Origin of the sequence: Streptomyces sp. NBC_00344 (genome assembly GCF_036088315.1) — a bacterium.
In the GTDB taxonomy this organism is placed as follows: Bacteria; Actinomycetota; Actinomycetes; order Streptomycetales; family Streptomycetaceae; genus Streptomyces.
Genome location: NZ_CP107996.1, coordinates 6015941 through 6042330, shown reverse-complemented (window position 1 = coordinate 6042330; position 26390 = coordinate 6015941). Strand labels below are relative to the sequence as shown.

Genomic DNA, 26390 nt, shown 5'->3' with positions numbered 1-26390 from the left:
TCCGGACTATTTTCGGCCTCCCCTCAGGGAGTTGATCACCTCTTGTCCTGCTATCCCTGGAGATCTTCACCCTTGGTACGGGGTAAGAACCCTGGCAGGACGGCACTTTCCGTACGGCCGCGGTTGGCTGGAATTCCATGCACAGCGGGAATCTTCGGCGGAAGTTGTTCGTCCTCTCGTACAGAGCGTGTACGAGTCGTGTGTGCCACACGGCTGAGGCTTGAACCGGATCAAGCCGGGCATCCGTTACTGAACCGGACGGCGCCGAGGTATGAAGGTCGAGGGTGAACAGCGCATGACCATCGAAGAGGGCAGCATCGCCGCACGGACCCTGTGGGTCGAAGAGCCGGCTGTGCGGCGGCGAATGCCTGATCCCGTGCGCAGCAGCGCGGTGCGCGCCGTGCTGATAGTGGCCCTTACGCTGATCCAGGCCATGACGGCCTTCCTGTCCACGCTCGCGGGCTCCTGGCTCGCCTTCCCCATGGTGCTCAGCAGCGTGGCCAGTACGGTCCTCGCGACCTGGGCCGTGCTGGACGTCTGGATCACTCGGCAGGTGTGGAACCAGCGCCATGGAGTCACCTCGGTCCCGAGCAGCACGGCGCGCCGGCTGCGCAGGGAGCGCCGCAGTGCCCGGCGTGACGCGCGCCGTCAGCAGCGCGACGCGGAGCGGATCCGGCACGGCCGCTCGAGCAGGCTCTCGCCCCAGCCCTGACCGCGCGCCTCGCGGATCACAGGACCTGACGGTGTGCCGCCCGGACCACCGGCGTCCACCGCACGTCTCGCGGATCACAGGACCTGACGGTGTGCCGCCCCGTTCACTCCGCCGCTGCCCTCCGGTACATCCGGGTGGCGCTGATCTCGCCGTGCACCGTCTCCCCCTCCGGATCCTGCTGCGGCAGCCCCGGTCGCAAGTGTTCCTCGACACTGATGTACTTCAGGCCCGCCCTGAGGTCGGCGTCGTTGCGCAACCTGATGACCAGCGGGAACTCGGCGAGGGCCGTGGTGTCGAAGAGTCCCGTCGTATAGAGCAGCTGCACACCGAGCGCATCCGAGACCGCGCGCTGCAGCTCCAGCAGATACGTGGCGTTGGCCCGGCCGATGGGGTTGTCCAGGAAGAGGGTCCCGGCATGGCGGTGCTTGTCACGGCCCCGGTCGTTGCTGCGCAGGGCCGCCATGGTGCAGTAGAGGGCGATGGCGGCGGTGAGCAGCTGTCCCCCGGAGAAGACGTCGCCCATCTGCCCCACCGGGACCCGCTCCGCGCGGAGCACCGCGTCCGGTTTGAGGATCTCGACGGCCACTCCCCTGGGTTCCAGAGCCGCATGGACCCCCCTCAGCAGCAGTGACATACCGTCCCTGCGCAGATCGGAGTTCTTCTTCAGTGCGGCCCTCGTCGCCTCGTCGATGACCTCGCCGAGCCGTTCGTCGAGGGTGGCCTGGTCCGGCTCGTCGAACCGGATCCGCAGGAACTCCTGTCCGGACCACTCGCCGAGGCCCTCGGGCAGCTGGGAGAGGCGCTGCGCCGAACGGAGCGTGGTGAGGGCGGACTCCACGAGCCCGCGCAGCCGGTCGACGATCGAGTCACGGTTGCGCTCGAGTTGATCCAGCTCGTCGGTGAGTACCCGAAGCCGTGGAGCGAAGGCCGCCGCCCATTGCGCCGCGTGCTCGGGCAGCGCGGACGCGGGCAGTTCACGGATCTGCTGCCGGGCCGGGGTGCGTACCTGCTCGAAGCGGGTGGCGTTGGCGTGCCGGACGAGGATGTCGCTCGCCTCGCGCACCGCGGCCTCGGCGCCGGAGAGATCGCTCGCACAGCTCCGCAGCGAACGGCGGGCGTCCGCCGCGGAGCTCCGGGCCTCCTCGAGGCTGCCGGGGTACGGCTCGGGGGACTCGCCGTCCGCCCTCTCGTCGTCCTGGTGCGGATCACGGAGCAGATCACGCAGCAGCGCCGCTGCTTCGTCGAAGCCGCCCGCCGCATCCTGCGACCTCCGGTGGGAGTGCAGCAGCTCCGCGTGGGCGGAGCGGGCTGACTCCAGCATCCCGGTCAGGGCGGCGAGTTCGGCGGTGGCCCCGCGCAGCAGCGTCTGCGCGGACTCCACATCGGCCGGTACCAGATCCGCCGGGAGCTCGGTGTGGGCATCCGCACCGTCGGCGGGAGCCAGACGCTCGGCCTCGCCGCGCAGCCGGCCGAGCTGTTCGCTGGCTGCCGATGCCCGCGTCTCCAGCATCTGCACCAGGGCTTCGGCGCGGGTTACGGCCGCCTGCCGGGACGGGCCGTCGGCACCGTCGGTCGATTCGAGGAGCTGTGCGGCGCGAGTGCGGACCTTGTTGCTCAGCCGGTCGAGCTCGGTGCGCGCGGCGCTCTCGTCGCTCTCGGCCCTGGCCTGTTCGGCACGCAGGTCGGCTCCCACGCCCACCTTTTCGTAGAGCTGGGAGGCAGCGCGGTATGCCTCCCGGAGCGCCGGCAGCGCATGCCGCGGCGCCGCCGCTCCGGGCTCGGGAAGGTCTTCCGGCACACCCGCGATCTCGGCGCGCTCGGCGCGCAGTGCCCTGGCGGTGCGGTGGGCGTCGTCGGCGGCCCGCTGGGCGGCCCTGCGGTCCTCGTCGGCGGATCTGGCCCGTTCCAGGAATGAGGCGGCCCTGGCCTCGGACTCGGCGGCCTCGTCGGTGAGTTCACGCAGGTTGGCCTGCCAGCCCGTGCGTTCACGGAGCCGGAAGGCGAGTCCGGCGAGCGCGTCGGCCACCCGGCGGGCCCGCTGGGCGGCGTCCTGCCGTTCGTCCCTGATCCGGGCCGCTTCGGCCGCCGTCTCCTCGGCTTCGGTCCGGACCGCCCTCGCCTCTTCGAGTGCGGCTTCGGCGGCCGCCGCGGCCTCCTTGGCACGACCGGCCGCCGCGGCGAGCTCGTCGAGCGTGCCGGGCGGGCAGTCCTCGCGCCAGGAGCCGAGGCGGGCGGCGAGCGTCCGGTCGCCGCCGAGCCGGGCGGCGAGTCCGCGGATCTCCTCGTCCCGGTCGGCCGCCCTCGAGCGCAGCGTCCGGCGCTCCTCGTCCGCGGCGTACTCGTCGTGCATGGCCGGGTTCGGAGGGACCAGGAAGACGTCGCCCCCGCCGCCCGCGGGGCCCGGTCCTGGCACCGGTGCGAGGAGTGCCGCCGTGGTGCCGACGGCCACCGCGGAACGCGGCAGCAGGGCGGCGCCGGTGAGCACTTCACGGGCTCTGGCGTGGGCGGCCGGGTCCGTGATGACCACACCGTCGACCAGTTCGGGGCGGGCGGCCAGTACGGAGGCGTGGTCGGCCGGGGCGACTGCCTGGGCCAGGTAGCGCCAGCCGGGCAGAGCCGGGATGCCGTGTTCGCCGAGGAACTCGACGGTGGCGAGGACATCGGGCCCCGGGGGCAGCAGCCCGCCGTCGCCGAGCGCACCGAGGATGCGGGAGTCGTCAGCGGCGGCGGTGCGCAGCTCGAAGAGCTGGCGTTCCGCCGATGAGACCCCGCGGTCGAGCAGGGTCTGCAGTTCCTCGGCGTTGCGGTCGAGTTCGTCCGCGGTGAGCGGGACCGCGGTGACGGTGCGGGGGATGCCGGTGCGCTCGGCCGGCTCCGGCGCAGCGGAGTCCTCTTCGTGCTGCGGGCCCCCCGGTGTGCTCGCGCCGCTGCGGGGCTGCGGCAGCGCGGCGGTGATCGCGGGCGGGAGACTCAACAGCTCGGCGAGCCGGTTCTCGGCGGCGATGGACTGCGCGCTGCGCAACTGCGCGTCGTAGGCGTTCTCCGCGGCGCGGGCCGCGTCCGCCGCGCGGGCCGCTGCGAGTTCGGCGCGGCTCTCGGCCGCCGCCGCCGCTCTGGCGTGGTCCGTCGTCGTACGGGCTGCTTCGCGAGCGGTGTCCCAGGCGGTGACCGCCGTCTTCTCCGCCTCGCTTGCCGCCATCGCCGCTCTGGCCGGGTCCGCGTCGGGTGCGGTGTCGTCGAGCCATCCGGCGCGGACCGCTTCGGCGGTCTCCTGCTCGACCTCGCCGAGGCGCTGACGCAGATGTCCGGCCTCGCTGCGGGCGCGCTGCGCCTCGGTCGCCGCCGCCGTGGCGTCCCGGTGCGCGGCCTCGCCCGCTGTCTGGAGGGTGGCCGAGCGCGCTTCCTCGTCGTCGGCCACCCGTTCGCCCGCCTCGGCGGCCGTGTGCAGGGCGCGTACGAGTTCGACCGCGGCGGTGGCCCTGGCGGCCAGCGCCGGGGCCGCGTCCCGCTCGGCTTCCCGGATGGCCACCGCGACGCGCGCCGAGCGGTCGGCTGCCGCACGGTGGCGCAGTACGGCTTCGGCGGCCTGCCAGGAGGAGTGCAGGGTACGGGCTTCGGCCAGTTCCTTGCGCTGTGCCGCCGCGGACCTCTCCGCGACGGTGAGCGCCAGGGACGCGTGGCGGTAGGCCAGTTCGGCGGCGATCAGCGAGCTGCGGCTCCGGGCGTCCTCGGCCTCGGTCACCCGGTGTGCGGCCGCGGTGACCTGCTGGGCGAGATCGGCGGACCTGCCGCGCTCGTCGGCGGCGCGGTCGGAGAGCCTGCGGGCGAGCGTGCGGGTACGGCGCTCCGCTCCCGCGTGGACGTCCCGTGACCGCGAGCGGGTGCCGGCGGCTTCCACGATGCGACCCAGCAGGTCGACGGAGCCCGCGGTGAAGTCCCGCTCGGCGGTGAGCTCGGCGCGGCGTCCCAGCTTGTTGCCGAAGCTGCCGACGAGGTCGGCGATGCCGTCGGTGTCCCGGGTGTCGGTGACGGCCCGCAGCAGGAGATCGGTGAAGTCGGAGTCCTTCTTGACCGCGAAGAGTCCGGCTGCCTCACCCTCGTCGGCGTTCATCTCACGCTGATAGCGGAAGAGTTCGGGGTCGAGACCGAGATCGCCGAGGTGTTCGTTCCAGCGGTCGTGGATCTCCTCCCACTGGACATCGAGATGCGGATAGGTCTTGCCCGCTTCGGTGAGCGCGTCGCGGAACCCCTTCATCGTGCGACGCCGTCCGCGCGCCCCGGACGCGCCTTCCACCGGCGGGCGTACGGCGGTCGATTCGGCGACCGGGAGGGAGTCGAGGCTCATGCCGGGGCCGGGCCTGAAGGAGTACCAGGCCTCGGCGAACTTCCTCGGGTCGTTGGAGACCTGCCGTCCCCGCCATTCACTGGCCTTGCCCACGACGACCAGTTCGCCGGTGCGGGTGTGCTGCCACTCGAGGGCCACATGACCGCAGTCGTCCGCGAGCAGGAACTTACGCAGCACGCCGGAGCTCGCACCGCCGAGTGTGTTGCGGTGGCCCGGGAGCATCACCGAGAAGATCAGTTTCAGCAGGACCGACTTGCCCCCGCCGTTCTCCAGGAAGAGGACACCGGCCGGAGCCGGGCGGCGCGGCGGGCCGACCGGCTCCTCCGCGAAGAACTCCGCTTGCGCCGGGGCGGGGTGGGGCACCGGTGCTCCCACCCCTCGCAGGTCGAGCACGGTGTCCGCATAGCGCGCACCTGCGGGCCCGATGGAGTAGAGGCGGACCCGGGACAGCTCGTACATGGCGGCGGACTCTCGTCGTGGTTCGGAAGTTCCGGGCGGAATCCCGGGCGGGCCGTGTGGCCCGGGGGCAGGCAGGGGGCGGATCAGGTATGGAAGGGCAGACCCGCGTCGGCGGCGAGTTCGAGATCGTCGGCCTCGGAAGGCGGGAGCAGTGTGGCCGTGCCGTCCGTCACCGGTACGACGCCGAGTTCGAGGAGTTCGGCCATCGCGGCGCTGCCCGCCATGTCGCGGACCTGAAGCTGATAGCGCGCGGTGGTCCTGCAGGATCCCCCGCCGTCGTCCCCTGTGCGCTGCAGAAAGCCCGAATCGGTGAGGAAGGCGATCGCCTTGGCCACGATTCCGGTGGTGGAACCCGCCAGCCTGCGGGCGTCCTTGGTGGCACCGGTGGAGCTGCGCCGTGCGTAGATCCGCCAGGCCGCTTCAAGCCCCGGAGACTCGGTGGCCGGGTCGCTGTTCTCGCCCTGTTCCTCGGCGCGTTCCTCTAGCCGGCGGCAGGCCTGACGGACGAATGCGTCGACGCCGTTGACGGTGATACGCCCGATGTAGCCGTCGTCGGCCAGGTCCTCGGGGCGCGGGAACGACATGGCGGCGACAGCGAGATGGGCGAGACCGTGCAGGAACCGGTCGGCCGAGTCGGCCGCCGCACGCCGGGCGTAGTCACCCATCCGTACCGCGAAGACCGAGTCCTCCGCCGCCGTGACTGCCATACCCGCGCGGGTGGATACCTCCAGGACCACCAGGCCGAGGCCGGTGGCGACGGCGTCGGCCAGCCGGGCGAAGGCGGGTGCTTCCCGGTATCTGCGCAGCAGCTCCGTGTACTCGGCGTCCCTGGCCGGCAGCAGTCTGGGCTGAAGGCCGAAGGCGACCAGCCGGGCCGCGTCCGCCGCGTCGGCAGGGGTGACCGCGGCGGACGCGGCAGGTGCGCTCCGCTGCTCCGGTGCGTCTCCCGGGTCCTGATCGCTCCACGCGTGGTGCTCGGCGTGGGTCTCGCTCACGGTTGCTGCTCCTCGGTTGTTTCCCGTCGGTTCCCCGCGGTCGGTTCGCTGTGGCTCATAGCCCCTCCGTACGGCCGGCGGCCATCCCTGCCGCATCGAGCAGCGCGGTGCCGACGATCAGATCGGCCCCGCCGAACTCCGGGTCCTCCAGCTCAGTGCCGTCGTCGACAGCGAAGAGCAGGCGCCGCTCACCCTGCCGGTAGGCGGTGCCGACGGGCGGGCTGGCCGCGTGGACGGCCAGCAGGGCGACCAGATAGGGGAGTTCGGGGTCGCGGCGCCGCGCGTCCGCGAGGAGACCGGAAAGCCTGCGCGGGGCGTCGTGCTCGAGGTCCAGCAGCTCCATCGCGGTCGCCAGCTGCTCCTCGCTGAACCGGCTGTCGTCGGGTGTGGCGATGAGGTCCGGCTCGGGCATCTCCGCGCCCAGGTGTTCACGTTCGGCGGGCGGGGTGAGCAGGATGTCGACCAGGTCCCCCAGCCGCACCGAGACGGGAGTGCGGAGCCCGGTGCCTCGCGCGAAGAAGGCGTCGGTGACCCGGATGGCCTGCTCCAGGGGCAACGGCAGTACGGGGGCGACCAGCTGGCCGTACAGATCGAGACCGGCACTGCCCGTCGGGGCCGCGAACGCCTGCCGGTCCTGCTCGGCGCGGAACAGCGGGCCGGCCTCCAGGAGGCGGGACTGGAGCTGGGTGTGGCGGCGGATGCAGTCCTTGACGATGTCGACGAGCTCGGCGGCCCGGCGTCTGTTCTCCGGCTCCTCGGCCTCGTCCCTGGCCTTGCGGATGTTGGTGAGGATCGCGTTCTCGTGGCGGTAGCGGTCCGCGACGTGGTCGAGTGCCTCGTCGATCATGTCGGGCACCGCTTCGAGCCAGTCGACGGCCCGGACGTTGCGCCGGGTCGCCTCCAAGGTCCTGCGCAGCGTCTCCGCATACTGCACGGTCCGGTATCTGGCCTGCTCCGCAGCGTGCTGCGCGTCGGCGAGACGGCCCCGGCTGATAAGCACCTCGAGCTTCACCTCAGCGGCGATCTGGGCACTGGTGACGTCCGTGTCGAGCGCGCCCACCAGCACGTTGACCGCTTCGTCGGTGGTGCGCAGGTAGACGCTCCCGCCGTGTCCGGGCACCTCTTCGACCAGCTTGAAGTCGTAGTCCCGCCGGATGTAGGCGCCGTCGGGGCCGAATGTGCCGTAGACCGCGCGGAAACCCCGGTCCACGCTCCCCACGTTGATCAGATTCTCCAGCACCCAGCGGGCCACCCGCTCGTGCTCGCCCACGGGGCGGCCCGGGGCCTGAGCGGCGACGCGCGGCAGCAGTCTGGCCACTATCTGGTCGTGGTCGGCGCCGGTGTCGAAATCCATGTTGAGGGTGACCAGGTCGATCGCGGCGAGCGCGACCTCCGCCATGGCGTAGACCGTGTACTCGCCCGCCAGATTGGCCTTGCGCACGTCGAGGTCGTGCAGCGGAGCGGTGCAGGCGAGCGCGCGCAGGCGCCGCGCCAGCCCCTCGTCGGCGGCCGGGCCCGGCGCGGGCCGCGGCCCCGCGCTGAGCTGGGGCGGAACGAATTCCGTCGAGGCAGGCGAAGTCACGCTGCACAGATTAGGTCCTCGCACTGACACCGGTCGAAACGGCGCGGATGGGACGCGCGGGCCACCGGGCCGCTCCGGCCCGCCCATGGCCCGGTCAGCGCCCGCGCACAGCACGGCCAGGGCCTAGGATTTCGCTTCTGGAGGGAGCCGCATGACCACGATCGACCTCAATGCCGACCTGGGTGAAGGGTTCGGCCGCTGGGCGCTGACCGATGACGACGCTCTGCTCTCCGTCGTCACCAGCGCCAATGTCGCCTGTGGATTTCACGCGGGTGACCCGTCCACCATGCGCCGGGTCTGTGATCTGGGCGCCGAGCGCGGGGTGGTGATCGGTGCCCAGGTCTCCTACCGGGATCTGGCCGGCTTCGGGCGCCGCGCGATGGAGGTTCCCGCGGATGAACTCGCGGACGAAGTCGCCTACCAGATCGGCGCGCTGGACGTGTTCGCACGGGCTGCGGGCACCCGGGTCTCGTACGTCAAACCGCATGGCGCGCTCTACAACCGCACGGTCCACGACGACGTCCAGGCCGGCGCGGTGGTCGCCGGTGTGCGGCTTGCCGGGGGCGGGCTCCCGGTGCTCGGCCTGCCCGGGTCCCGGCTGCTGGCCGCCGCCGCGGCGGCCGGCCTCGCACCGGTACCCGAGGCCTTCGCCGATCGCGCGTACACGGCGCAGTCCACCCTGGTGCCGCGCAGCCTGCCCGGCGCCGTGGTCCACGATCCCGACGCGGTGCTCGCCCGTGCGCTCTCCATGGCACGTGACGGTTCGGTGACAGCGATCACCGGTGAACGGCTTCAGGTACGGGCCCGCTCGCTCTGTCTGCACGGCGACACCCCGGGGGCGGCGGCACTCGCGCTTCGGGTGCGCCGTGAGCTCCTCGCCGCCGGTGTGACTCTGGAGTCGTTCGCTTGAGGGTGCTTCCGACGGGTGGGAGCGCGCTGCTGATCGAACCGGATCCGGCGGAGCGGACGCAGGCGCCGCACGCGGAGCTGCGCCGCCGCGCCGCGGGTGAGCTGCCGGCGACGCGCGACACCGGGCCGGCGGCCAGGACCGTGCTGCTGGACGGACCGGAGCGGCCGCACGGGACCGCCCCGGGTCAGTGCGGTGTCCCCTCGGTTCCGATCCTGCTGCGCACAGCGGTCTGCACCTCCGCCTCCTCGGCGGGATCGGCAGCGAGCCTCCGCAGCCGGTCGACGACCCTGATGTCACCGGTCTCGGCGTGCAGAGCGGCTACTTCCCTCGTTGTCTCCTCGCAGTCCCACAGGCACTCGACCGCGAATCCGGCCCCGAAGGTGGGATCGGTGGCCGCCAGCGCGCGGGCCGCGCTGCCGCGGAGGTGGGAGGAGGCGGTCTCGCGGTACACATGGCGCAGCACCGGCGCCGCGCAGGCGATGCCGAGCCGGCCCGCGCCGTCGACCAGGCTCCACAGCAGCCGGGTGTCCGGGCCTTCGGACCGTACGGTCTCGCGCAGGGCGCCCAGCACCAGATGCGCGTCCTGCGCCCCGCCCCGGGCGGCGAGCACCCCTGCGGCGGAGGCCCCCAGCGCGTCGGGCCGCTGCGCCCAGCCGCGCGCCCGGTCCAGCGCCTGGTCCCCGCACATGCGCTCGAAGGCGGCGACGGCCGCTTCGGAGACCGTACGGACGGGGCTGTGGACCGCTTCCTCGATCAGGTCGAGAACGGCGGGGTCCTGTGCTTCGGCGAGATAGTGCAGTGCCGCGCCGCGGGCGCCGTCGCTGCCGCTGCGGGCGGCCTCGGTGATCGCAGCCCTGTCCTGCGGGCCCGCCACCGCCGTGAGACAGCGGGCCGCGGCCAGATGGAGCTCGCTGCCGCGTTCCAGGCCCTGCTGGGCCCAGTCGAAGACAGCCTGGACGCTCCAGCCGGGCCGGGGGCCGGTCGGGCGCATCTGCCGCTGCCAGCGGTCGAAGGATCCCTGCTCCCCCGCCGCCCTGACCCGTGCACCGACGGTTTCCCGGGGGTCGTCGGCCCAGAGCCGCCAGGGCCGGGGCTCGTAGGCATCCCGCACCGCGGCAGCCAGCTCGGCCTCGCCCTGCGGGGTGACAGGGAAACGGCTGAGCACCGGCCCGGCGAGCGCACGCAGCCCGGCGTCGTCGTCACGGAGCGCGAGTTCGTCGAGCGCCCACGCCCAGTTGGCGCCGGTCGCCGCGTACCTCCGCAGCAGGACGAGCGCGTCGTCCCTGTCGTAGGAGGCGAGGTGCCCCAGGACCGCGAGGGCCAGGCCGGTCCTGGTGTCCTCGGTGTCGATGTGGTCCTCGGGGTCGAAGAGGTGGCGCTCGATCTCGTCGAGACCGCCGTCGAGATCGAGGCAGAGCCGTGCGTAGTAGAGCGAACGGTTCTCGACCTGCCAGTCGTGGCGGGGGTCGCTCAGTACGCAGTGGTTCAAGGCCGCGAGCGCCTCTGCGCGCGGCGCGGCGAGCGCATGCAGCGTGCCGTCACCACGGCCCCTCTGGAGGAGACCGAGCAACGTGCCGCTCGGCGCTATGACTGGATCGATCATGGAAGAAGCCTCACATCAAGCTGTCGACGCAACCGGGAATCGTGGATTACCTGGCCGCGCAACAGCATGTTCGGCCGCCCGTTGTCCTCTGCCTGATGCAGTCCATCTTCCTCTGCCTCTCGTCGGTGGCCCGGAACCGGACCTGCGACGTCATGATGACCCACCCATTTCGCCACCGCGACCACATTTACGACGGCCCGGTTCAGCGGGTGCTGAACAGTTCCACCAGCTCTGCCTTCCCGAACATCCGCGCGGTATCCATCGCGGAAGGCGTTCCGGCGGCCGGGTCGGCGCCACCGGCGAGCAGCGCCCGGACCACGGCGTCCTCGCCCTTGAAGACCGCTCCGGCCAGCGGCGTCTGCCCGCGGTCGTTGGCGCGGTCGGCGTCGGCGCCGCGGGCGATCAGCGCTTCCACCGTCTCCGCGTGGCCGTGGTAGGCGGCAAGCATCACCAGCGAGTCGCCCCGGTCGTTGGTGAGGTTCGGCGGCACTCCCGCGTCGACGTACGCACAGAGCGTCCCGGTCTCGCCCCGGCGGGCGAGGTCGAAGACCTTCGTCGCCAGTTCGACCACCTCGGGATCCGGGGTTCCGCTCATCGCGCCTGCCGCCTTCCGTGCCGTTGACCTCGTCGTACGGCGGGCAAGCCGTACGAGTGAATCGAAAGGGTACTGCCCGTCGGTGGACACGGCCCGGGGCGGCTGCGGCAAGGATCGTCCGGAGTGGGGACACCGCCCGGTTGTGGCGGTTCTCCGGGTTCGAGGGTGCCGAAATGTAGGCCAGTCCAGTGAGAAATCCGATAAATAACCCATTTGCGCCTTTTATCGCATAGATACTTTCTGTGAGACTGGAAGAACTCATGGTGACTGTCCCCCTCAATCAGGAGACCCTCATGATCCTGTCCATGTCAGGTGTAGTACTGCTCGGAATCATCGTCTTCCTCTTCTTCAGGAAAGACGGACTCAAGGCATCCCACGGCTTCGTCTGCGCACTCTTCGGCTTCTTCCTCGCGGGCACCGCAATCGCCCCGAGCATCACGGCCGGCAGCGCCAGCCTCGCCAGCCTTCTGGGCGGGATCAAGTTCTGACCCTCAGTAACCGCCCACACCACCCCAGGAGACAGATGTGGCCCGGCGACCGCTTCCTCGCATTCTGAGCAGCAGCAGCGCATCGATCACCCGCAGCCGCGAGGTCGCGCGGACGGCCGCCGACAGCGCCACCGATGTCCTCCACCCGCTGATCACCGTCGGCCGGGGCCTGCGCAGGCTGGCCTCGGCCGTGGGCCGGCGATGGGCCGCGACGCCCAAGGACCGGCGCGGTCCCGCGCTGTTCCTCGTCGCGGCCTGCATTCTGGTGGTCGCCCTCATCCCCTACGGTCCGTTGCTCGCCCTGATCACGGTGATGGCCGCGGCCGCCTGGAAAGGCCATGAACGCCCAGCGGTGCCGACCGGGCCCGACGAAGCGGAGACAGCCAGGCTCCAGGCTCTCTACGAGGCCCTGATGCCGTACTTCTCCGTACCCGAGGACCCCGCTCCGCTCTTCACCCACGGAGGCGAGTGGGACCACACGTTCAGTGACTACGAGTTCGACGAGGACGGGCGGCTGACCGAGCTCCAGGTGAAGTACCCCGCGTACTTCACGGACGGGGAGGCCTCCTGCCGTGCCCGGATCGAACAGTTGCTGGAGACCAAGTCCGGTCGCGGTCGTGAGTATCTGTTCGACTGGGACGAGGAAGGAAACACGCTCACCATGAGCGTGCTGCCCGCCCTCCCCACCTCGATCGCGGCGCAGCCCTTCGTCACCGCCCCGGGAGAGACCGTCCTCGGCTTCACGGACGACGGCGTGGTGCAGCGCACCGTTCCGGTCCAGGAGGGCGAGGAGACCCGTGACGCCTCCCCCGTCGTGTGGCGGACCGGCTCACGGTCGACCGAACCGCATCTGCTCGTCGTCGGCGCACCGGGCAGCGGAACCACCACGCTGCTCCGCTCGATCGCGCTCCAGACCCTGCGGCACGGCGATGTGGTGATCGTCGAGGGTGGCGGGACCGGTGAGTACGCCTGTCTCAGCGGGCGGCCCGGCGTGCTCGCAGTCGAGTGCGGCCTCGCCGGCGCGCTGGCCACCCTCGAATGGGCCGCGCACGAAACCGAGCGGCGGCTGACCGTGACCAACCGCGCCAGGCAGTCCGGGCATCCCTCACCCGAGGACGTGAGACGCCCGTTGTGGATTCTGCTCGACCGGCCGAGCGCTCTCGGACATCTCGCGGCGGCCGAGGGCCGCACCGACCCCCAGGACCTGCTGCAGATCCCGCTGCGGCACGGCAGAACCGCCCATGTCACCGTCGTGGTCGCCGAGCAGTTCGACACGGTCGGCGCCATCGGCGAGACCATCCGTCAGCACACCCGCGCCCGCGTCGTGCTCGGGCCCGCGACCTGCCATCAGGCCGAAACCGTGCTCGGCATCCCGCCCCACACCACGCCGACCCCCGGCACCCCGCCGGGCAGGGGCTACGCGCGGCTCGGATCGGGACCCGTGCTCAGGCTGCAGGTGCCGGCCACCCCCGACCCGTACGACGACGCCACCACCGAGGCGCACCGCAGGGCCGTCCTCGCCCTCGTCCCCGGGGCCCCTGAGCAGGCGGACGCGGCACCGGTCCCCATGGAGAAGAAGCAGGAGGCGTCCGGCCCGGCCGATGCGGCACCGGCCCCCGTGGAGGCCGCGGCCGGTCCGGTACCCGCCGAGGGCTGACCCCGGTCAGGCGACGAACGTCCGAGGGGCCTCCGTGCCGGTGCTCGCGCCGGTCCCGACGAGCCGTGCGGCCGCCGCGAGCCGCAGCGCGGCCTCGTCCGCCACCGGACCGCCCACCGTGAAGGGGAGCCGCACATACCCTTCGAACGCCCCGTCGACCCCGAACCGCGGCCCTGAGGGAACCCGTACGCCGACCCGCTCGCCGACCTCGGCGAGCCGCGATCCCGATAGCCCTCCGGTCCGCACCCAGAGCGTCAGTCCGCCGTGCGGAACCTCGAACTCCCAGCCGGGCAGTTCCCGGCGTACCGCGGTGACCAGTGCGTCACGGTTGTCTCGCGCCTGCTCCCTGCGGATACTCACGGCGTCCTCCCACCCCCCGGTGCTCATCAGCCAGTTGACCGCAAGCTGTTCGAGCACCGGGGTGCCCAGGTCGGCATAGGCGCGCGCCGCCACCAGACTGCGGATGACATCCGGGGCCGCCCGCACCCACCCGATCCGCATGCCGGCCCAGAAGGCCTTGCTCGCCGATCCGACGGTCAGCACCGTGCTGCCCGCCGGATCGAAGGAGCACACGGGGCGTGGCATCCGGATGCCGGGATCCAGCAGCAGTTCGGACATGGTCTCGTCGACGACCAGCACGGCGCCTGCCGAACGTGCCGCGTCCACCAGCCCGCGCCGCTGTTCCTCGTCGGCCAGCGCCCCGGTGGGATTGTGGAAATCCGCCACGACATAGGCCATCCTCGGCGCGGCATCGCGCAGCACCTGCCGCCATCGGCCGATGTCCCAGCCGCTGAGCCCCTCGGCCATCGCCACGGGCACCAGCCGGGCGCCGGCCTCCCGCATCAGCTGCAGGATGTTGGCGTACGAGGGGGATTCGACGGCGATGCGCTCGCCCCGGCCCGCGAACAGATGACAGATGGCGTCCATGGCACCCATCGCACCGGTGGTGACCATGATCTGTTCCGGCATGGTCGGAATGCCGCGCTCGCTGTAGCGGTCGGCGAGCATCTGCCGCAGTGCGGGCAGTCCGGCCGGATAGTCGCCGTGTGTGTGGGCGTAGGGGGCCAGTTCCTCCAGCGCCCCCTGCACCGCACGGGTGAGCCACGGCTCGGGCGCGGGCAGCGAAGCGGTGCCGAGGTCGATCACCGATCCGAGGGCTTCCGGCGGCAGTGGCTCCAGACCGCGGGCCGGCAGCGGGTTGCCCGCAGGCACCGCGGTCCAGCTGCCCGCTCCCCTGCGTGATTCCAGGAAGCCCTCGGCCCGCAGCGTCTCGTAGGCGGTGGCCACCGTGGTGCGGCTCACCACCAGCGCCACCGCGAGTTCACGCTCGGCGGGCAGCCGGGCCGCCACCGGCACCCGGCCCTCGAGGACCAGCAGTCTGATGCCGTCGGCCAGTGCCCGGTAGGCCGGAGGCTTCCGGGTGCCGGGCCCTGCGGGCCGGGTCTGCTGGGTGCTGAGCTGCCGGGCCAGCTGAGCGGCACCGACCGCTGAAGTCCACTGCGCCATGAAACCCAGTCCACCTTTCGGATATTGGCCCTGTCCGTCAGGAGATTACAAGCCACAGGGTGTCATGCATCAGTCCACCGCTGCCAGCCCGCTGCTGCCAGTTTTCCCTTTCACCGCGGGAGCCGACTTGTCCGGGACACTCACTCGCCGACTGCTTCAGCTGTACGCCGGCCTGGCTCTGTACGGGATGAGTTCCGCCCTGCTGGTGTGCGCGGGGCTCGGACTCGAACCCTGGGGGGTTCTGCACCAGGGGCTGGCCGAGCTGACGGGGCTGACCATCGGGACGGTCTCCGTCATCGTCGGCGCCGCGGTGCTGCTGTTGTGGATCCCGCTGCGGCAGCGCCCCGGACTCGGCACCGTCTCCAATGTCTTCGTGGTAGGCGCCGCCATGGACGCGACCCTCGGGCTGATGCCCGGCATCCACGGACTGACCGCCCGGATCCCGCTGATGGCCGCGGGGGTGTTGCTGAACGGAGTGGCCACCGGGCTCTACATCTCCGCGCGCCTGGGCCCCGGGCCGCGGGACGGGCTGATGACGGGACTGCACCGGATGACCGGCCGACCGATCCGGTGGGTGCGCACCGCCATCGAGATCATGGTCGTCGCGGCCGGCTTCGCCCTGGGCGGCACCGCCGGTGTGGGCACGATCACCTACGGACTGGCCATCGGACCGCTGGTCCAGCTTTCGCTGCGCCTGTTCACCGGCCGGCCGCAGGTCAGCGTGGCCTCGGTCGTCGTCCGGGCACCCGAGCGGGCCATACTGCCCGAGTGACCCGTACCCGCCACCCCTTTCTTGATCACGCAGGCCCGATACCGTTCGCCCACCGCGGCGGCGCGGCCGACGGCATCGAGAACACCAGCGCCGCCTTCGCGCGGGCGGCCGATGCCGGATACCGGTACTTCGAGACCGATGTGCACACCACCTCGGACGGCCGGCTCGTCGCCTTTCACGACGCGACGCTGGACCGCGTGACGGACGCCCGCGGCCGGATAGCGGATCTTCCCTGGCGCGAGGTGCGGCGTGCACGGGTGGCTGGTGCCAGGCCCCTGCCGCTCTTCGACGAACTGCTCGAGGAGTTTCCCGGGGCCCGCTGGAACATCGACGTCAAGGCGGAGTCCGCCCTTGTCCCGCTGATCGGCCTGATCCGCAGAACCGGTGCCTGGGACCGGGTGTGCATCGGCTCGTTCTCCGAGCGACGGGTTGCCCGGGCGCAGCGCATCGGCGGTCCGCGGCTCGCGACCTCGTACGGCATGCGAGGTGTGCTGGCACTGCGGCTGCGCTCGTACGGGGTCCCGGCCGCTCTGCGCGAAAGCGCTGTGTGCGCCCAGGTTCCCGAGTTCCACGGCCGGGTCAGAGTGGTGGACCGCCGCTTTGTGCGCACCGCTCACACCCTGGGGCTCCAGGTGCATGTCTGGACGGTCAACGATCCCGCCCGCATGACCGCCCTGCTCGACCTGGGCGTGGATGGCATCATGACCGATCATCTCGAGTCGCTGCGCACGGTTCTCACCGAGCGGGGGGCGTGGAACCGACGATCAGGGGGCACGGGTTGAGCGCTGGAACGGCGGAACGGGCGGCCGGTGCGGCCGACCGCAGGCGCGAGCAGCACGGCTGGTACTTCTACGACTTCGCCTGCTCCGTCTACTCGACAAGTGTGCTCACGGTCTTTCTCGGGCCCTATCTGACCTCGGTGGCGAAGTCCGCAGCCGACGCCGGGGGCTTCGTCCATCCTCTGGGCATCCCGCTGCGCGCGGGTTCGGTCTTCGCCTACTCGGTCTCCGCGTCCGTGGTGGCCGCTGTGGTGGTGATGCCGCTGGTGGGCGCCGCCGCCGACCGGACGGGACGGAAGAAGCCGCTGCTCGCGGCCTCCGCGTACATCGGCGCCGCCGCCACCGCCGGCATGTTCTTCCTGAACGGCGACCGCTACCTGCTGGGCGCCCTGCTGCTGATCGTGGCGAACTCGGCGCTGGCCGTCTCGATGGTCCTCTATAACGCCTATCTGCCGCAGATCGCCGAACCCGGCGAGCGCGACACCGTCTCCTCGCGTGGCTGGGCCTTCGGCTACACCGCCGGCGCCTTCGTCCTCGTACTGAATCTGGTGCTGTACACCGGCCACGACAGCTTCGGAGTGTCGCAATCGACCGCCGTACGCATCTGTCTGGCGTCGGCCGGGGTGTGGTGGGGCGCCTTCACCGTGATACCGCTGAGGCGGCTGCGTGACCGGCGGGTCGCGGCCGGCGGCGGGCGCGGCGCCGTCGGTGCGGGGTGGCGGCAGCTCATGGCAACCCTGCGGGACATGCGCCGCTATCCGCTGACGCTGTCCTTCCTGCTGGCTTACCTGGTCTACAACGACGGTATCCAGACGGTGATTTCACAGGCCTCCGTGTACGGTTCCGAGGAGCTGGGCCTCGGCCAGACCACGCTGATCACGGCGATTCTCCTGGTGCAGGTACTGGCGGTGGCGGGCGCGCTCGGCATGGGCCGGCTGGCGCGGACCCACGGCGCGAAGCGGACGGTTCTCGGTTCGCTCGCGGTGTGGACGCTGATCCTCTGCGTGGGGTACTTCCTGCCGCCCGGCAGGCCGTTCTTGTTCTTCCTGCTGGCCGCGGCGATCGGCACGGTGCTCGGCGGCAGCCAGGCGCTCTCCCGTTCGCTGTTCTCGCATCTGGTGCCGCCCGGCAAGGAGGCCGAGTACTTCTCCGCCTACGAGATGAGCGACCGCGGGCTCAGCTGGCTCGGGCCGCTGATCTTCGGGCTCGCGTACCAGCTGACCGGGGATTACAGGGATGCCATCGCCTCGCTGGTGATCTTCTTCGTACTGGGTTTCCTCCTGCTGGCGCGGGTACCCGTCAAGGACGCCGTGACAGCGGCGGGAAACGCGGTACCCGACCGGATTTAGGTGCTGAAGTGAAAGGCCGGTAGTGTACGCCTTTGGCTTACCAGGCGGACCGTTACTGCGCGATCAGGAAATGAAGACGCAGGGTGACATCTTTAGGCAGATGTGACAAACAGGGCACTGGTGGGTACAACAAGGGGCGGCACGACGGAAGGCAGCGGCGCGCAGCGCTTCCACCGATGGCGGTGGCGGGCGAGTAGCAGGCGCTTGACCCGCAACGGGAATCTTTACCGCCGACCGGACGTTGACCGGATGACGACGACAGCGACACCTGTCCTGTGGGCGACAAGCCCGGGAGGCACGATTCATGAGTGAGCGAGCTCTTCGCGGTACGCGCCTCGTGGTGACCAGCTACGAGACCGACCGCGGCATCGACCTGGCCCCGCGCCAGGCGGTGGAGTACGCATGCGAGAACGGACATCGCTTCGAGATGCCGTTCTCTGTGGAGGCGGACATTCCGCCGGAGTGGGAGTGCAAGGCGTGCGGCGCCCAAGCACTCCTGGTAGACGGGGACGGCCCTGAGGAGAAGAAGGGCAAGCCTGCGCGCACGCACTGGGACATGCTCATGGAACGACGCACCCGCGAGGAGCTCGAGGAGGTGCTGGCCGAGAGGCTGGCCGTCCTTCGCTCCGGTGCCATGAACATTGCCGTGCATCCGCGGGACAGCCGCAAGTCCGCGTAACGCTCAGGCGTTCGCGTACCGCACGAACAAGAGCCGCGGGTCCGCGGCACACTTCAGGGTGTGCCGCGGACCCGCGGCTTCTTCTGTGCCACCCGCGGCTGCTCGTGTGCGACCGCGGCTTCTTCGTGCGCCACCCCGGAGCGGAGGCAGCTGTGGCATCACGGAGCGAGCGGCGGGCGGGGGCCCTCGTCCCCGGCCTGCGAGGTCCGCTCCTCCTTGATGACCTCGCCCTGCACCACCTTGCCGTCCGGGCGCCGCATCCGGGCCTGCTGGTAGGCATCGCCGAGAGTGCCGGGCGCCGACGCGTTCATCCGGCGCTCGAGGGACCGCTCGGTGTAACGGCTCAGCAGCGACCTGACGGGCGGTACGAGGCAGATCAGCCCCACCACGTCCGAGACAAGACCCGGCAGCATGATCAGCAGACCGCCGAGCATCAGAAAGCCGTTGCCCGCGCTTTCCCGGTCGTCAGGTGCCGACTGGTCATCCGCGGGTCCGCCGTCCTGCTTCTGCTGGAGTGTCGCCGTCAGATTACGGAAGGCGCGACGCCCCGCCCGCTTGATGACGGCGCCGCCCAGCACGGCCCCGCCGATGAGCAGAGCGAGCACGGTGAGCCCGCCGGCGGCCTCCGCCACCACGATCAGCAGCCAGATCTCCAGCACCAGCCATACGGCGATACCGAGCGGGACGAGAGTGCGCGCACGTGAGCGCCTGGGTGCCGTCGGGGGCGGTGTGCCGGTCGTCATACTCCCAGTGTGCCTGGCAACGCGCGGGGGCGGCGTCCTGGGCGGTCAGGAAGGCCTGCGGCCCATCAGCCGGGAGGCCCGCGATCCGATACCCCAGGCGGTGACCCGCCACAGGGCCTCGACGACGATGTCACGGCTCATCTTGGAATCACCGATCTCCCGCTCGACAAAGGTGATCGGGACTTCGACGACATGGCAGCCGGCTTCCACGGCGCGGCGCGCGAGGTCCACCTGGAAGCAGTACCCCTGGGAGGCGACCTCGTCCATGCCGAGCTCTTCGAGGGTCTCTTTGCGGAAGGCCCGGAAGCCGCCGGTGACGTCCCGCATCGGCACGCCGAGGAGCAGCCGTGAATAGGTGCTGCCGCCGCGCGAGAGGACCTCGCGGTGCTTCGGCCAGTTGACGACCCGTCCGCCGGGCATCCAGCGGGAGCCGAGCACCAGATCGGCGCCCTTCAGCGCGATGAGCAGCCGCGGGAGTTCCTCGGGCTGGTGGGAACCGTCGGCGTCCATCTCCACCAGCACGCCGTAGCCGTGCTCGATGCCCCAGCGGAAGCCCGCCAGATAGGCAGCACCCAGCCCCTCTTTGCCCTGCCGGTGCAGCACCTGGACCTGGGGGTCCGCGGCGGCGATCGCGTCAGCGATCTTCCCGGTGCCGTCCGGACTGTTGTCGTCGGCAACGAGAATGTCCGCTTCGGGCACCGCGGCACGCAGCCGGGCGACGATCGGCTCGATGTTCTCGGCCTCGTTGTAGGTCGGGATGATGACCAAGGCCTTGCCGAGCGGACCGAACTGCCGCTCACCGCCGTCGTTCACTGCTGCCCCTCACATTGTCACTGCCGAACCATCACCCTATCGAGCGGGCGAACGGCCCAACGCAGCCGAGTCCGCCGGAAACCGGCGGCCGGTGTTCGCGCAGCGGCCGGAAGCCGTTCGACCGGGGCCCGGGTGGCGTCAGGGGCCATGAGGGAGTATCGGATCGGGGCCCGGTGTCCTTCGGGCCGACCTGGGGCCCGCTGGCTGCGGGTCGACCGAGAGCCGTTGTCTACTGAACGTCCGGGCCCCACCCGGGTCGCACCTTCCCCCGAGCTCCTGAGGAGCAGGGGTGACCCCCTTCCGGCTGAAACCTCCCTCGCCCCCGAGGCGCGGGCGCTGAACCTGGCTCCCAGTGGCGGCGCACACGGCACGCCGTCCCATGACCCAGCGGCGTTCGACGACTGCGTGGAGGTTCTCCGGTCGGACGTCCTTCGGTGGACTCGGCCGAACCTACCCGCCACCGGCCGCACTCTGTCAACACCCGCGTGAGCTGCGTCGTTTCCGTGAATCAGCAGGTCAGTACAGTGGAGAAGCGGGTCGTGGCAGAGCCTATGGAGCATCGATCGGCAGTACGGACGATCCGGATGTCACTCGTTCGGCCTCACGAAGACAGTCTGCCCGAAGACCACCGTCCGCAGGCAGACCGGGAGTTCGGCCCCGGGGGTGAGATCCGGCAGACCGGGGGTGCCGGACCGCGGATCCGTCGACCAGCGGGCAACCCGGTCGTCCGGGGCCTGGACCACCAGGTCGGCGGTGCGCCAGACCGCGTAGTCGGCCGGTGCACCGGGGATGAGGACACCTGAGTCGTCCCGGCCGATGGAACGCCAGCCGCCGCGGGTGTGGGCGGCGAACGCGGCGCGCACCGAGACCCGGTGCTCAGGGGTGCGGTGGAAGGCGGCGGCACGCACGGTGGCCCAGGGAGCCGGCGGCGTGACAGGGCTGTCGGACCCGAAGGCAAGCGGAACACCGGCGCGGAGCATGGCCGCGAACGGATTGAGCGTACGGGCCCGCTCGGCGCCCAGACGCTGCGCGTACATGCCGTCCTCACCGCCCCACGCCGCGTCGAAGGCCGGCTGAACGGAAGCGGTGAGCCCGAGCTCCGCGAAGGCGGCGATGGTTTCGGGCGTGAGCATCTCGGCGTGTTCGACACGGTGCCGGGCGGCGCGGACCCGGGCGAGCCCCAGCTTCTCCGCGACCGACCGCGCCCCGTCGACCACCGCAGTGATCGCCGCGTCGCCGATGGCGTGGAAACCGGCCTGGATGCCGGCCTCGGTGCAGGCCATGACGTGGGCGGCGATGTCGCCCGCGTCCAGCCGGCCGTGGCCGGTGTGGGCGGCGTCCGCGTACGGCTCGTGCAGACACGCGGTGTGCGATCCGAGCGAACCGTCCACGAAGAGGTCGCCCGCCGCACCGATGGCGCCGAGCTCCCTGACGCGCCGCGCGTCATCGGCGCCGGTGACGCGGTCCGCCCAGTAGCCGAAGACGCGCGGGCCCGGTTCCTGGGCCGCGAGGGCGAGCAGGCCGGTGAAGTCCTCCTCGTCGGAGATGTCCGGGCCACCGCACTCGTGCAGCGCGCCGATCCCCAGCGACGCCGCACGGTGGCGCGCGGCGCGCTGGGCCTCGGCCCGCTGCTGGGGGGTGACGGCGGCGTACGCGGCCGCCCGGACCGCGTGATGGGCGGCCCCGGTGAGCGGGGCGTCCGGGTGATATCCGGCGAGCGAGGTGATCCCGGGGACCAGGTCGAGAAGCGCGGTGGAGACCACGGCCGAATGAACGTCGACCCGTGGCAGATACACCGGCCTGCCGCCGGCCGCCTCGTCGAGTCCGGCCCGGGTGAGCGGCACCTCGCCCGGCCAGTTCGCCGCGTCCCAGCCGTGGCCGAGCAGCACCCGGTCGGCGGGGCGCGCCGCGGCATGTGCCCGCAGCAGGGCGAGCGCTCCCGCGGGCGTGCGTGCCGCCGACAGGTCGAGGCCGGTGAGCGCGAGGCCGGTCGATGTGGTGTGTACGTGCGCGTCGGTGAACGCCGGTGTGACCAGTGCCCCCTCGAGGTCGACGACCTCGTCGGCACCCCTGGCGAAGGTATCGGCAGCGCCTTCCGACCCCACCCAGGCGATGTGTCCGCGCTCCACGACCATCGCGGTGGCGAAGGGGTCGGCGGGGCTGTGAATGTCTCCGCCACGCAGCAGCACGGTGCGGTGGTCGGCCTGGAGGGCGGTGCTCTCGGTCATGGGAACAGTCTCCCGCCTGCGGGTGAACGACACGTACACCGGGGCGGCGCGAAGCCCGTAACGGGGCCTTCGCGATCCTCCCGCGCAGGCTCAGATCTCCGGCGGACGGGCCTCGTACGGAGTGGACAGCACGACCGTCGTACGGGTGGACACCCCGGCCAGCGAACGGATCCTGGTCAGCAGGTTCTCCAGTGCCAGCGGGGTGGGCACCCGCACCTTGAGAATGTAGTTCTCGTCCCCCGCGACACTGTGGCAGGCCTCGATCTCGGGGACCCCGGCCAGACGTTCCGCGATGTCGTCGGGTGCGCTCGGGTCAAAGGGCTTCACCGAGATGAAGGCGGTGAGCGGCAGCCCCACGGCCTCCGGGTCGACCACTGCGGCATAGCCGCGGATGACTCCGCGCTGTTCGAGCCTGCGTACCCGCTGATGCACCGCCGATGTGGACAGGCCCGTGGCCTTGCCCAGGTCGGTGTAGCTCATCCGCCCGTCCTTGACGAGCAACTCCACGATGCGGCGATCCAGCTCCTCCATACGGATCAACCTATTGCCCAGGTCACTCCCGGCACAGCCGAAGCGGGCCCGGAAGGGGCACTCACGGCGGCCATGTGATGAAGACCACAGGCCTGGAGCGGTGTGGGCGGGGGACGCGCGATTACCGCACCGGCGCTGCGGGAAGTGCTTGCTGTGGTCGAGACCACAGTTCCTGGTCGGCCCATCCGAGGGGGAAATTCTTATGCCCAAGCTCAAGAGCGCCGATTGCACCGAGCTCGCCGATATCGAGGACGACCCGGAACTGGACGCGTACGACACCTTTGAGATGTACCGGGTCATCTGCCCGGACTGCGCCCAGCCGATCGCGCTGCTCGCCGACGAGAGCCTGCTGCCCGAGCACGCGCTCTGCGCCAGCCCCTGGAATCCGTTCGGTCTGACCGTGTGTGCCGGCACCGGCCGCAGCGCCTCGCAGGCCCGGCCCGCGGACGACAGCCTCGAAGCACAGGAGCAGGACACCGCCCTGTTGTTGACGCTCCCTCAGGGGCTCGACTGGCGGAAGCAGCCCTTCTCGCACGTCGGCGGCCCCGGGTCGCGTCCGGTCAAGTTCACACAGCGGCGGCACGCCGCCTGACCGCCTGTCAGCGGCGCCCCGATGCCACCACCCCGGTAGGGCGCGAACAGACGCCCGACCCGGACGGACGGTGACCCCGTGGCGCCGCACCGCGTTGACCGTGCATGACTGTTCTGCACTACGGAACCGCGACCGGGCGCCGTCGGCTGGTCGCTTCCGCGCCAGAAGAATCGCTTCCGCACTTCGCCGACGCCCCGATCCACCAGGCGCTGATCCAGCAGTGGGGCCGCGCGGGCAGGGCCCTGCCGGGACGGCGCGACCCGGAGTGGACGCGCCTCACCGCGTCCACCGTCCGGGCCGGGCAGTTCAGTGCGACTCAGGACCCGCGAGGTGCCGGGCGATGACCATGCGCTGGATCTGGTTGGTGCCCTCGACGATCTGCAGCACCTTGGCCTCCCGCATGAACCGCTCCACCGGGAAGTCCATGGTGTATCCGTAGCCGCCAAGCACCTGGACGGCGTCCGTGGTGACCCGCATCGCCGCGTCCGTGCAGAAGAGTTTGGCCATGGCGGCCTGCCGGGAGAACGGACGACCGGTGTCCCGCAGCCGTGCGGCGGCCAGATAGAGGGACCGGCCGGCCTCGATCTGGGTCGCCATGTCGGCGAGCAGAAAGCGCAGCCCCTGGAAGTCGGCGATGGGGCGGCCGAACTGCTGCCTCCCGGTGGCGTACAGCACCGCCTCGTCCAGCGCCGCCTGCGCGACACCGATGGCGCAGGCCGCGATGCCGAGCCGCCCGGAGTCGAGCGCCGAAAGCGCGATGGCGAAGCCCTGGCCCTCCTCGCCGATGCGCCGGTCGTCGGACACCCGGACCCCGTCGAAGTGCAGCTGAGCGGTGGGCGAACCCTTCATTCCCATCTTCTTCTCGGGAACCGCGGCGTTCAGCCCCGCCGCGTCACCGGGCACCAGGAAGGCCGAGATGCCCCTGGCGCCCTCCCCGCCGGTACGGGCCAGAACGGTGCAGAAGTCGGCGACGCCGCCATGCGTGATCCACGCCTTGGTTCCGGTGATCACCCAGTCATCGCCGTCGCGTACCGCCTTGGTGCGCAGCGAGGCGGCGTCGGAGCCCGAAGCAGGCTCGGAGAGGCAGTACGCGCCGAGCAGCCCCCCGCCGAGCATGGCGGGGAGATGTGTCGTCCGCTGCTCCTTCGTTCCGTAACCGGCAAGAGCGTGACAGGCCAGCGAATGGACGCTGACGCCCAGACCGACGGTGAGCCGCGCTCCCGCCAGTTCCTCGAGCACCTGGAGATAGACCTCGTACGGCTGGTCCCCGCCGCCGAACGCGGAGTCGTACGGGAGGCCGAGCAGCCCTGATTCGGAGAGCAGCGAGAAGATCTCGCGAGGGAAGCGTCCGGCCTCCTCATCGGCGGCGGCCGTCGGAGCGATCTCCCGCTGGACGATGTCACGCACAAGCGCGATCAGGTCCCGGGACTCCTCGGTGGGCAACTGACGGTCCACCAACTGCGGGGCGTGGTCGGGCATGGCGACGCTCTCCTCCCTGTCGGGCGCTGCGGCATGGGCGCGGCCAGGGTGTGGCAGCGCTGCCGGGTCTCACCTTCAGCCGATGCTGCCCTCCCGGATCGCGGAAGAGCCTGACCAGAGGCTGTGGCGGCTTGAGTATGCCCGATCGGCGGACTTCCGTCACGAGATCCAGATTGGTCCGAACCATTGACCGCACTGGTCTAGTCCTTCTACCTTCCCTGTCATGGCTATCGCGTTCATGCCAAAACACTGGCGCGGAGCCATCCCCCACCTCACGTCCCCCTCCCCCACGAGGAGACAGCATGTTCGGACCACTCCACCCCCGGGCCCGTCTGCGGGCCCTCGTCGCCGCCGTCTGTACGGCTGCCCTCGGCGCCGCCCTGCTCGCGGGGGCCGGGACCGCGGCGGCCGGCGAGAAGAGCGCCCCTGCGGCCGGCACGGCGGCGGCCGCGGGCAGCAAGGTCGTCGGGTACTACGCCGACTGGGACGTCTACCAGCGCAACTACCAGGTCAAGAACATCGAGACCTCCGGGTCGGCCGCCCGGCTCACCCACATCAACTACGCCTTCGGCAACGTCACCGGCGGCAAGTGCGCGATCGGCGACGCCTACGCGGACTACCAGAAGACGTACGACGCCTCCTCCAGCGTCGACGGCACGGCCGACACCTGGGACCAACCGGTCGCGGGTAACTTCAACCAGTTGCGCGAGCTCAAGAAGCTGCACCCGAACCTCAAGGTCATCTGGTCGTTCGGCGGCTGGACCTGGTCCGGCGGCTTCGGCGAGGCGGCGAAGGACCCGGCGGCCTTCGCCCAGTCCTGCTACGACCTGGTCAAGGACTCCAGGTGGGCGGACGTCTTCGACGGCATCGACGTCGACTGGGAGTACCCCAACGCCTGCGGTCTCTCCTGCGACACCAGCGGGGCGGCCGCCTTCAAGAACGTGATGGCCGCGCTGCGCGCCAAGTTCGGATCATCGAGTCTGGTCACCGCGGCCATCACCGCGGACGCGTCGGCGGGCGGCAAGATGGAGGCCGCCGACTACGCGGGCGCAGCCCAGTACGTCGACTGGTACAACCCGATGACCTACGACTACTTCGGGGCCTGGGACGCCCAGGGGCCGACGGCGCCGCACTCCCCGCTCACCTCCTACACCGGCATCCCCAAGGAGGGCTTCAACACCGACGCGACCATCACCAAGCTCAAGGCGCTGGGCATCCCGGCGCAGAAGCTGCTGCTCGGCATCGGCTTCTACGGCCGCGGCTGGACCGGTGTGACCCAGGCCGCTCCGGGCGGCGCCGCCACCGGGCCCGCGCCCGGCACCTACGAACAGGGCATCGAGGACTACAAGGTGCTCAAGAACAGCTGCCCGGCCACCGGTACGGTCGCCGGAACCGCCTACGCCAAGTGCGGCTCCAACTGGTGGAGCTACGACACCCCGGCCACCATCGCCGGAAAGATGGACTACAAGAACCAGCAGGGCCTGGGAGGCACCTTCCTCTGGGAGCTCAGCGGTGACACGTCGAACGGTGAACTGATCCACGCCGTCAGCTGACGGCGTCCGCCGGACGGGAG

The 26390-nt window shown here is 71.1% G+C and carries 22 protein-coding genes; 11 read left to right on the top strand and 11 right to left on the bottom strand.

Features of this window, described 5'->3' with window-relative positions:
* Positions 1 to 271: 271 nt before the first annotated feature.
* Entirely contained in the window at positions 272 to 712 is a 441-nt protein-coding gene (locus tag OHS16_RS27380; RefSeq protein WP_328539908.1) for a hypothetical protein, read from the top strand.
* Between the two features lie 103 nt (positions 713 to 815).
* Here the strand turns inward: OHS16_RS27380 and OHS16_RS27375 are convergent, their stop codons facing one another.
* From OHS16_RS27375 to OHS16_RS27365, 3 genes are all read right to left on the bottom strand, one after another.
* Complete coding sequence (locus OHS16_RS27375) at positions 816 to 5516, bottom strand: hypothetical protein (protein ID WP_328539907.1); 4701 nt, start codon at positions 5514 to 5516, stop codon at positions 816 to 818.
* Between the two features lie 83 nt (positions 5517 to 5599).
* On the bottom strand, positions 5600 to 6511 hold the full coding sequence (locus OHS16_RS27370) for a hypothetical protein (protein ID WP_328539906.1): 912 nt from the start codon (positions 6509 to 6511) through the stop codon (positions 5600 to 5602).
* A 55-nt stretch (positions 6512 to 6566) separates the two neighbouring features.
* A complete protein-coding gene (locus OHS16_RS27365) occupies positions 6567 to 8093 on the bottom strand; it encodes a hypothetical protein (RefSeq protein ID WP_328539905.1) in 1527 nt (508 codons plus the stop codon).
* Positions 8094 to 8244: 151 nt separating this feature from the next.
* On the opposite strand from OHS16_RS27365, the gene OHS16_RS27360 reads away from it, so the two are divergent.
* Positions 8245 to 9003 carry a LamB/YcsF family protein gene (locus OHS16_RS27360; RefSeq protein WP_328539904.1) on the top strand — a complete coding sequence of 253 codons (759 nt, stop codon included), beginning with the start codon at positions 8245 to 8247 and terminating at the stop codon, positions 9001 to 9003.
* 184 nt (positions 9004 to 9187) lie between these two features.
* Here the strand turns inward: OHS16_RS27360 and OHS16_RS27350 are convergent, their stop codons facing one another.
* A complete protein-coding gene (locus OHS16_RS27350; RefSeq protein WP_328539903.1) occupies positions 9188 to 10606 on the bottom strand; it encodes a HEAT repeat domain-containing protein in 1419 nt (472 codons plus the stop codon).
* A gap of 202 nt (positions 10607 to 10808) precedes the next feature.
* Complete coding sequence (locus tag OHS16_RS27345) at positions 10809 to 11201, bottom strand: ankyrin repeat domain-containing protein (RefSeq protein ID WP_328539902.1); 393 nt, start codon at positions 11199 to 11201, stop codon at positions 10809 to 10811.
* A 293-nt stretch (positions 11202 to 11494) separates the two neighbouring features.
* Here OHS16_RS27345 and OHS16_RS27340 point away from each other — a divergent pair, with 293 nt between their 5' ends.
* The gene (locus OHS16_RS27340; protein WP_328541008.1) at positions 11495 to 11689 is read left to right on the top strand and encodes a hypothetical protein; all 195 of its coding nucleotides are present in this window, start codon (positions 11495 to 11497) and stop codon (positions 11687 to 11689) included.
* A 37-nt stretch (positions 11690 to 11726) separates the two neighbouring features.
* Positions 11727 to 13346, top strand: coding sequence for a hypothetical protein (locus tag OHS16_RS27335; protein WP_328539901.1), 1620 nt, complete (start codon positions 11727 to 11729; stop codon positions 13344 to 13346).
* Between the two features lie 6 nt (positions 13347 to 13352).
* Here OHS16_RS27335 and OHS16_RS27330 read toward each other — a convergent pair whose 3' ends face one another.
* Positions 13353 to 14852: an SCO1417 family MocR-like transcription factor gene (locus OHS16_RS27330; RefSeq protein ID WP_328539900.1), complete on the bottom strand. Its 1500-nt coding sequence runs from the start codon at positions 14850 to 14852 to the stop codon at positions 13353 to 13355.
* Positions 14853 to 15039: 187 nt separating this feature from the next.
* Here OHS16_RS27330 and yczE point away from each other — a divergent pair, with 187 nt between their 5' ends.
* The 4 genes from yczE (at position 15040) to OHS16_RS27310 (ending at position 18431) form a co-directional block, all read left to right on the top strand.
* Positions 15040 to 15624, top strand: coding sequence for a membrane protein YczE (gene yczE, locus OHS16_RS27325; RefSeq protein WP_328541007.1), 585 nt, complete (start codon positions 15040 to 15042; stop codon positions 15622 to 15624).
* Positions 15621 to 16406, top strand: coding sequence for a glycerophosphodiester phosphodiesterase family protein (locus OHS16_RS27320; protein WP_328539899.1), 786 nt, complete (start codon positions 15621 to 15623; stop codon positions 16404 to 16406). Before yczE ends, OHS16_RS27320 begins: the two co-directional genes overlap by 4 nt.
* On the top strand, positions 16403 to 17752 hold the full coding sequence (locus OHS16_RS27315) for an MFS transporter (RefSeq protein WP_328539898.1): 1350 nt from the start codon (positions 16403 to 16405) through the stop codon (positions 17750 to 17752). Before OHS16_RS27320 ends, OHS16_RS27315 begins: the two co-directional genes overlap by 4 nt.
* 304 nt (positions 17753 to 18056) lie before the next feature.
* Complete coding sequence (locus tag OHS16_RS27310; RefSeq protein WP_161311542.1) at positions 18057 to 18431, top strand: RNA polymerase-binding protein RbpA; 375 nt, start codon at positions 18057 to 18059, stop codon at positions 18429 to 18431.
* Positions 18432 to 18589: 158 nt separating this feature from the next.
* Here the strand turns inward: OHS16_RS27310 and fxsA are convergent, their stop codons facing one another.
* The 4 genes from fxsA to OHS16_RS27290 all read right to left on the bottom strand — a co-directional run bounded on the left by fxsA (position 18590) and on the right by OHS16_RS27290 (position 22746).
* On the bottom strand, positions 18590 to 19174 hold the full coding sequence (gene fxsA, locus OHS16_RS27305; RefSeq protein ID WP_328539897.1) for an FxsA family membrane protein: 585 nt from the start codon (positions 19172 to 19174) through the stop codon (positions 18590 to 18592).
* Between the two features lie 45 nt (positions 19175 to 19219).
* Positions 19220 to 19987, bottom strand: a complete 768-nt coding sequence (locus tag OHS16_RS27300; RefSeq protein WP_328539896.1) for a polyprenol monophosphomannose synthase — start codon at positions 19985 to 19987, stop codon at positions 19220 to 19222.
* 587 nt (positions 19988 to 20574) lie between these two features.
* The gene (locus tag OHS16_RS27295; RefSeq protein WP_328539895.1) at positions 20575 to 22215 is read right to left on the bottom strand and encodes an amidohydrolase; all 1641 of its coding nucleotides are present in this window, start codon (positions 22213 to 22215) and stop codon (positions 20575 to 20577) included.
* Positions 22216 to 22305: 90 nt separating this feature from the next.
* A complete protein-coding gene (locus OHS16_RS27290) occupies positions 22306 to 22746 on the bottom strand; it encodes an Lrp/AsnC family transcriptional regulator (RefSeq protein WP_164266613.1) in 441 nt (146 codons plus the stop codon).
* A gap of 202 nt (positions 22747 to 22948) precedes the next feature.
* On the opposite strand from OHS16_RS27290, the gene OHS16_RS27285 reads away from it, so the two are divergent.
* Together OHS16_RS27285 and OHS16_RS27280 are read left to right on the top strand one after the other, a co-directional pair.
* Positions 22949 to 23338: a hypothetical protein gene (locus OHS16_RS27285; RefSeq protein ID WP_328539894.1), complete on the top strand. Its 390-nt coding sequence runs from the start codon at positions 22949 to 22951 to the stop codon at positions 23336 to 23338.
* Between the two features lie 104 nt (positions 23339 to 23442).
* Positions 23443 to 23682 carry a hypothetical protein gene (locus tag OHS16_RS27280; RefSeq protein ID WP_328539893.1) on the top strand — a complete coding sequence of 80 codons (240 nt, stop codon included), beginning with the start codon at positions 23443 to 23445 and terminating at the stop codon, positions 23680 to 23682.
* On the opposite strand, the gene OHS16_RS27275 is transcribed toward OHS16_RS27280, so the two are convergent.
* Positions 23645 to 24817: an acyl-CoA dehydrogenase family protein gene (locus tag OHS16_RS27275; protein ID WP_328539892.1), complete on the bottom strand. Its 1173-nt coding sequence runs from the start codon at positions 24815 to 24817 to the stop codon at positions 23645 to 23647. The two genes, OHS16_RS27280 and OHS16_RS27275, sit on opposite strands and share 38 nt — an antisense overlap.
* A gap of 302 nt (positions 24818 to 25119) precedes the next feature.
* Here OHS16_RS27275 and OHS16_RS27270 point away from each other — a divergent pair, with 302 nt between their 5' ends.
* Positions 25120 to 26370: a glycoside hydrolase family 18 protein gene (locus tag OHS16_RS27270; RefSeq protein WP_328539891.1), complete on the top strand. Its 1251-nt coding sequence runs from the start codon at positions 25120 to 25122 to the stop codon at positions 26368 to 26370.
* Positions 26371 to 26390: the final 20 nt, after the last annotated feature.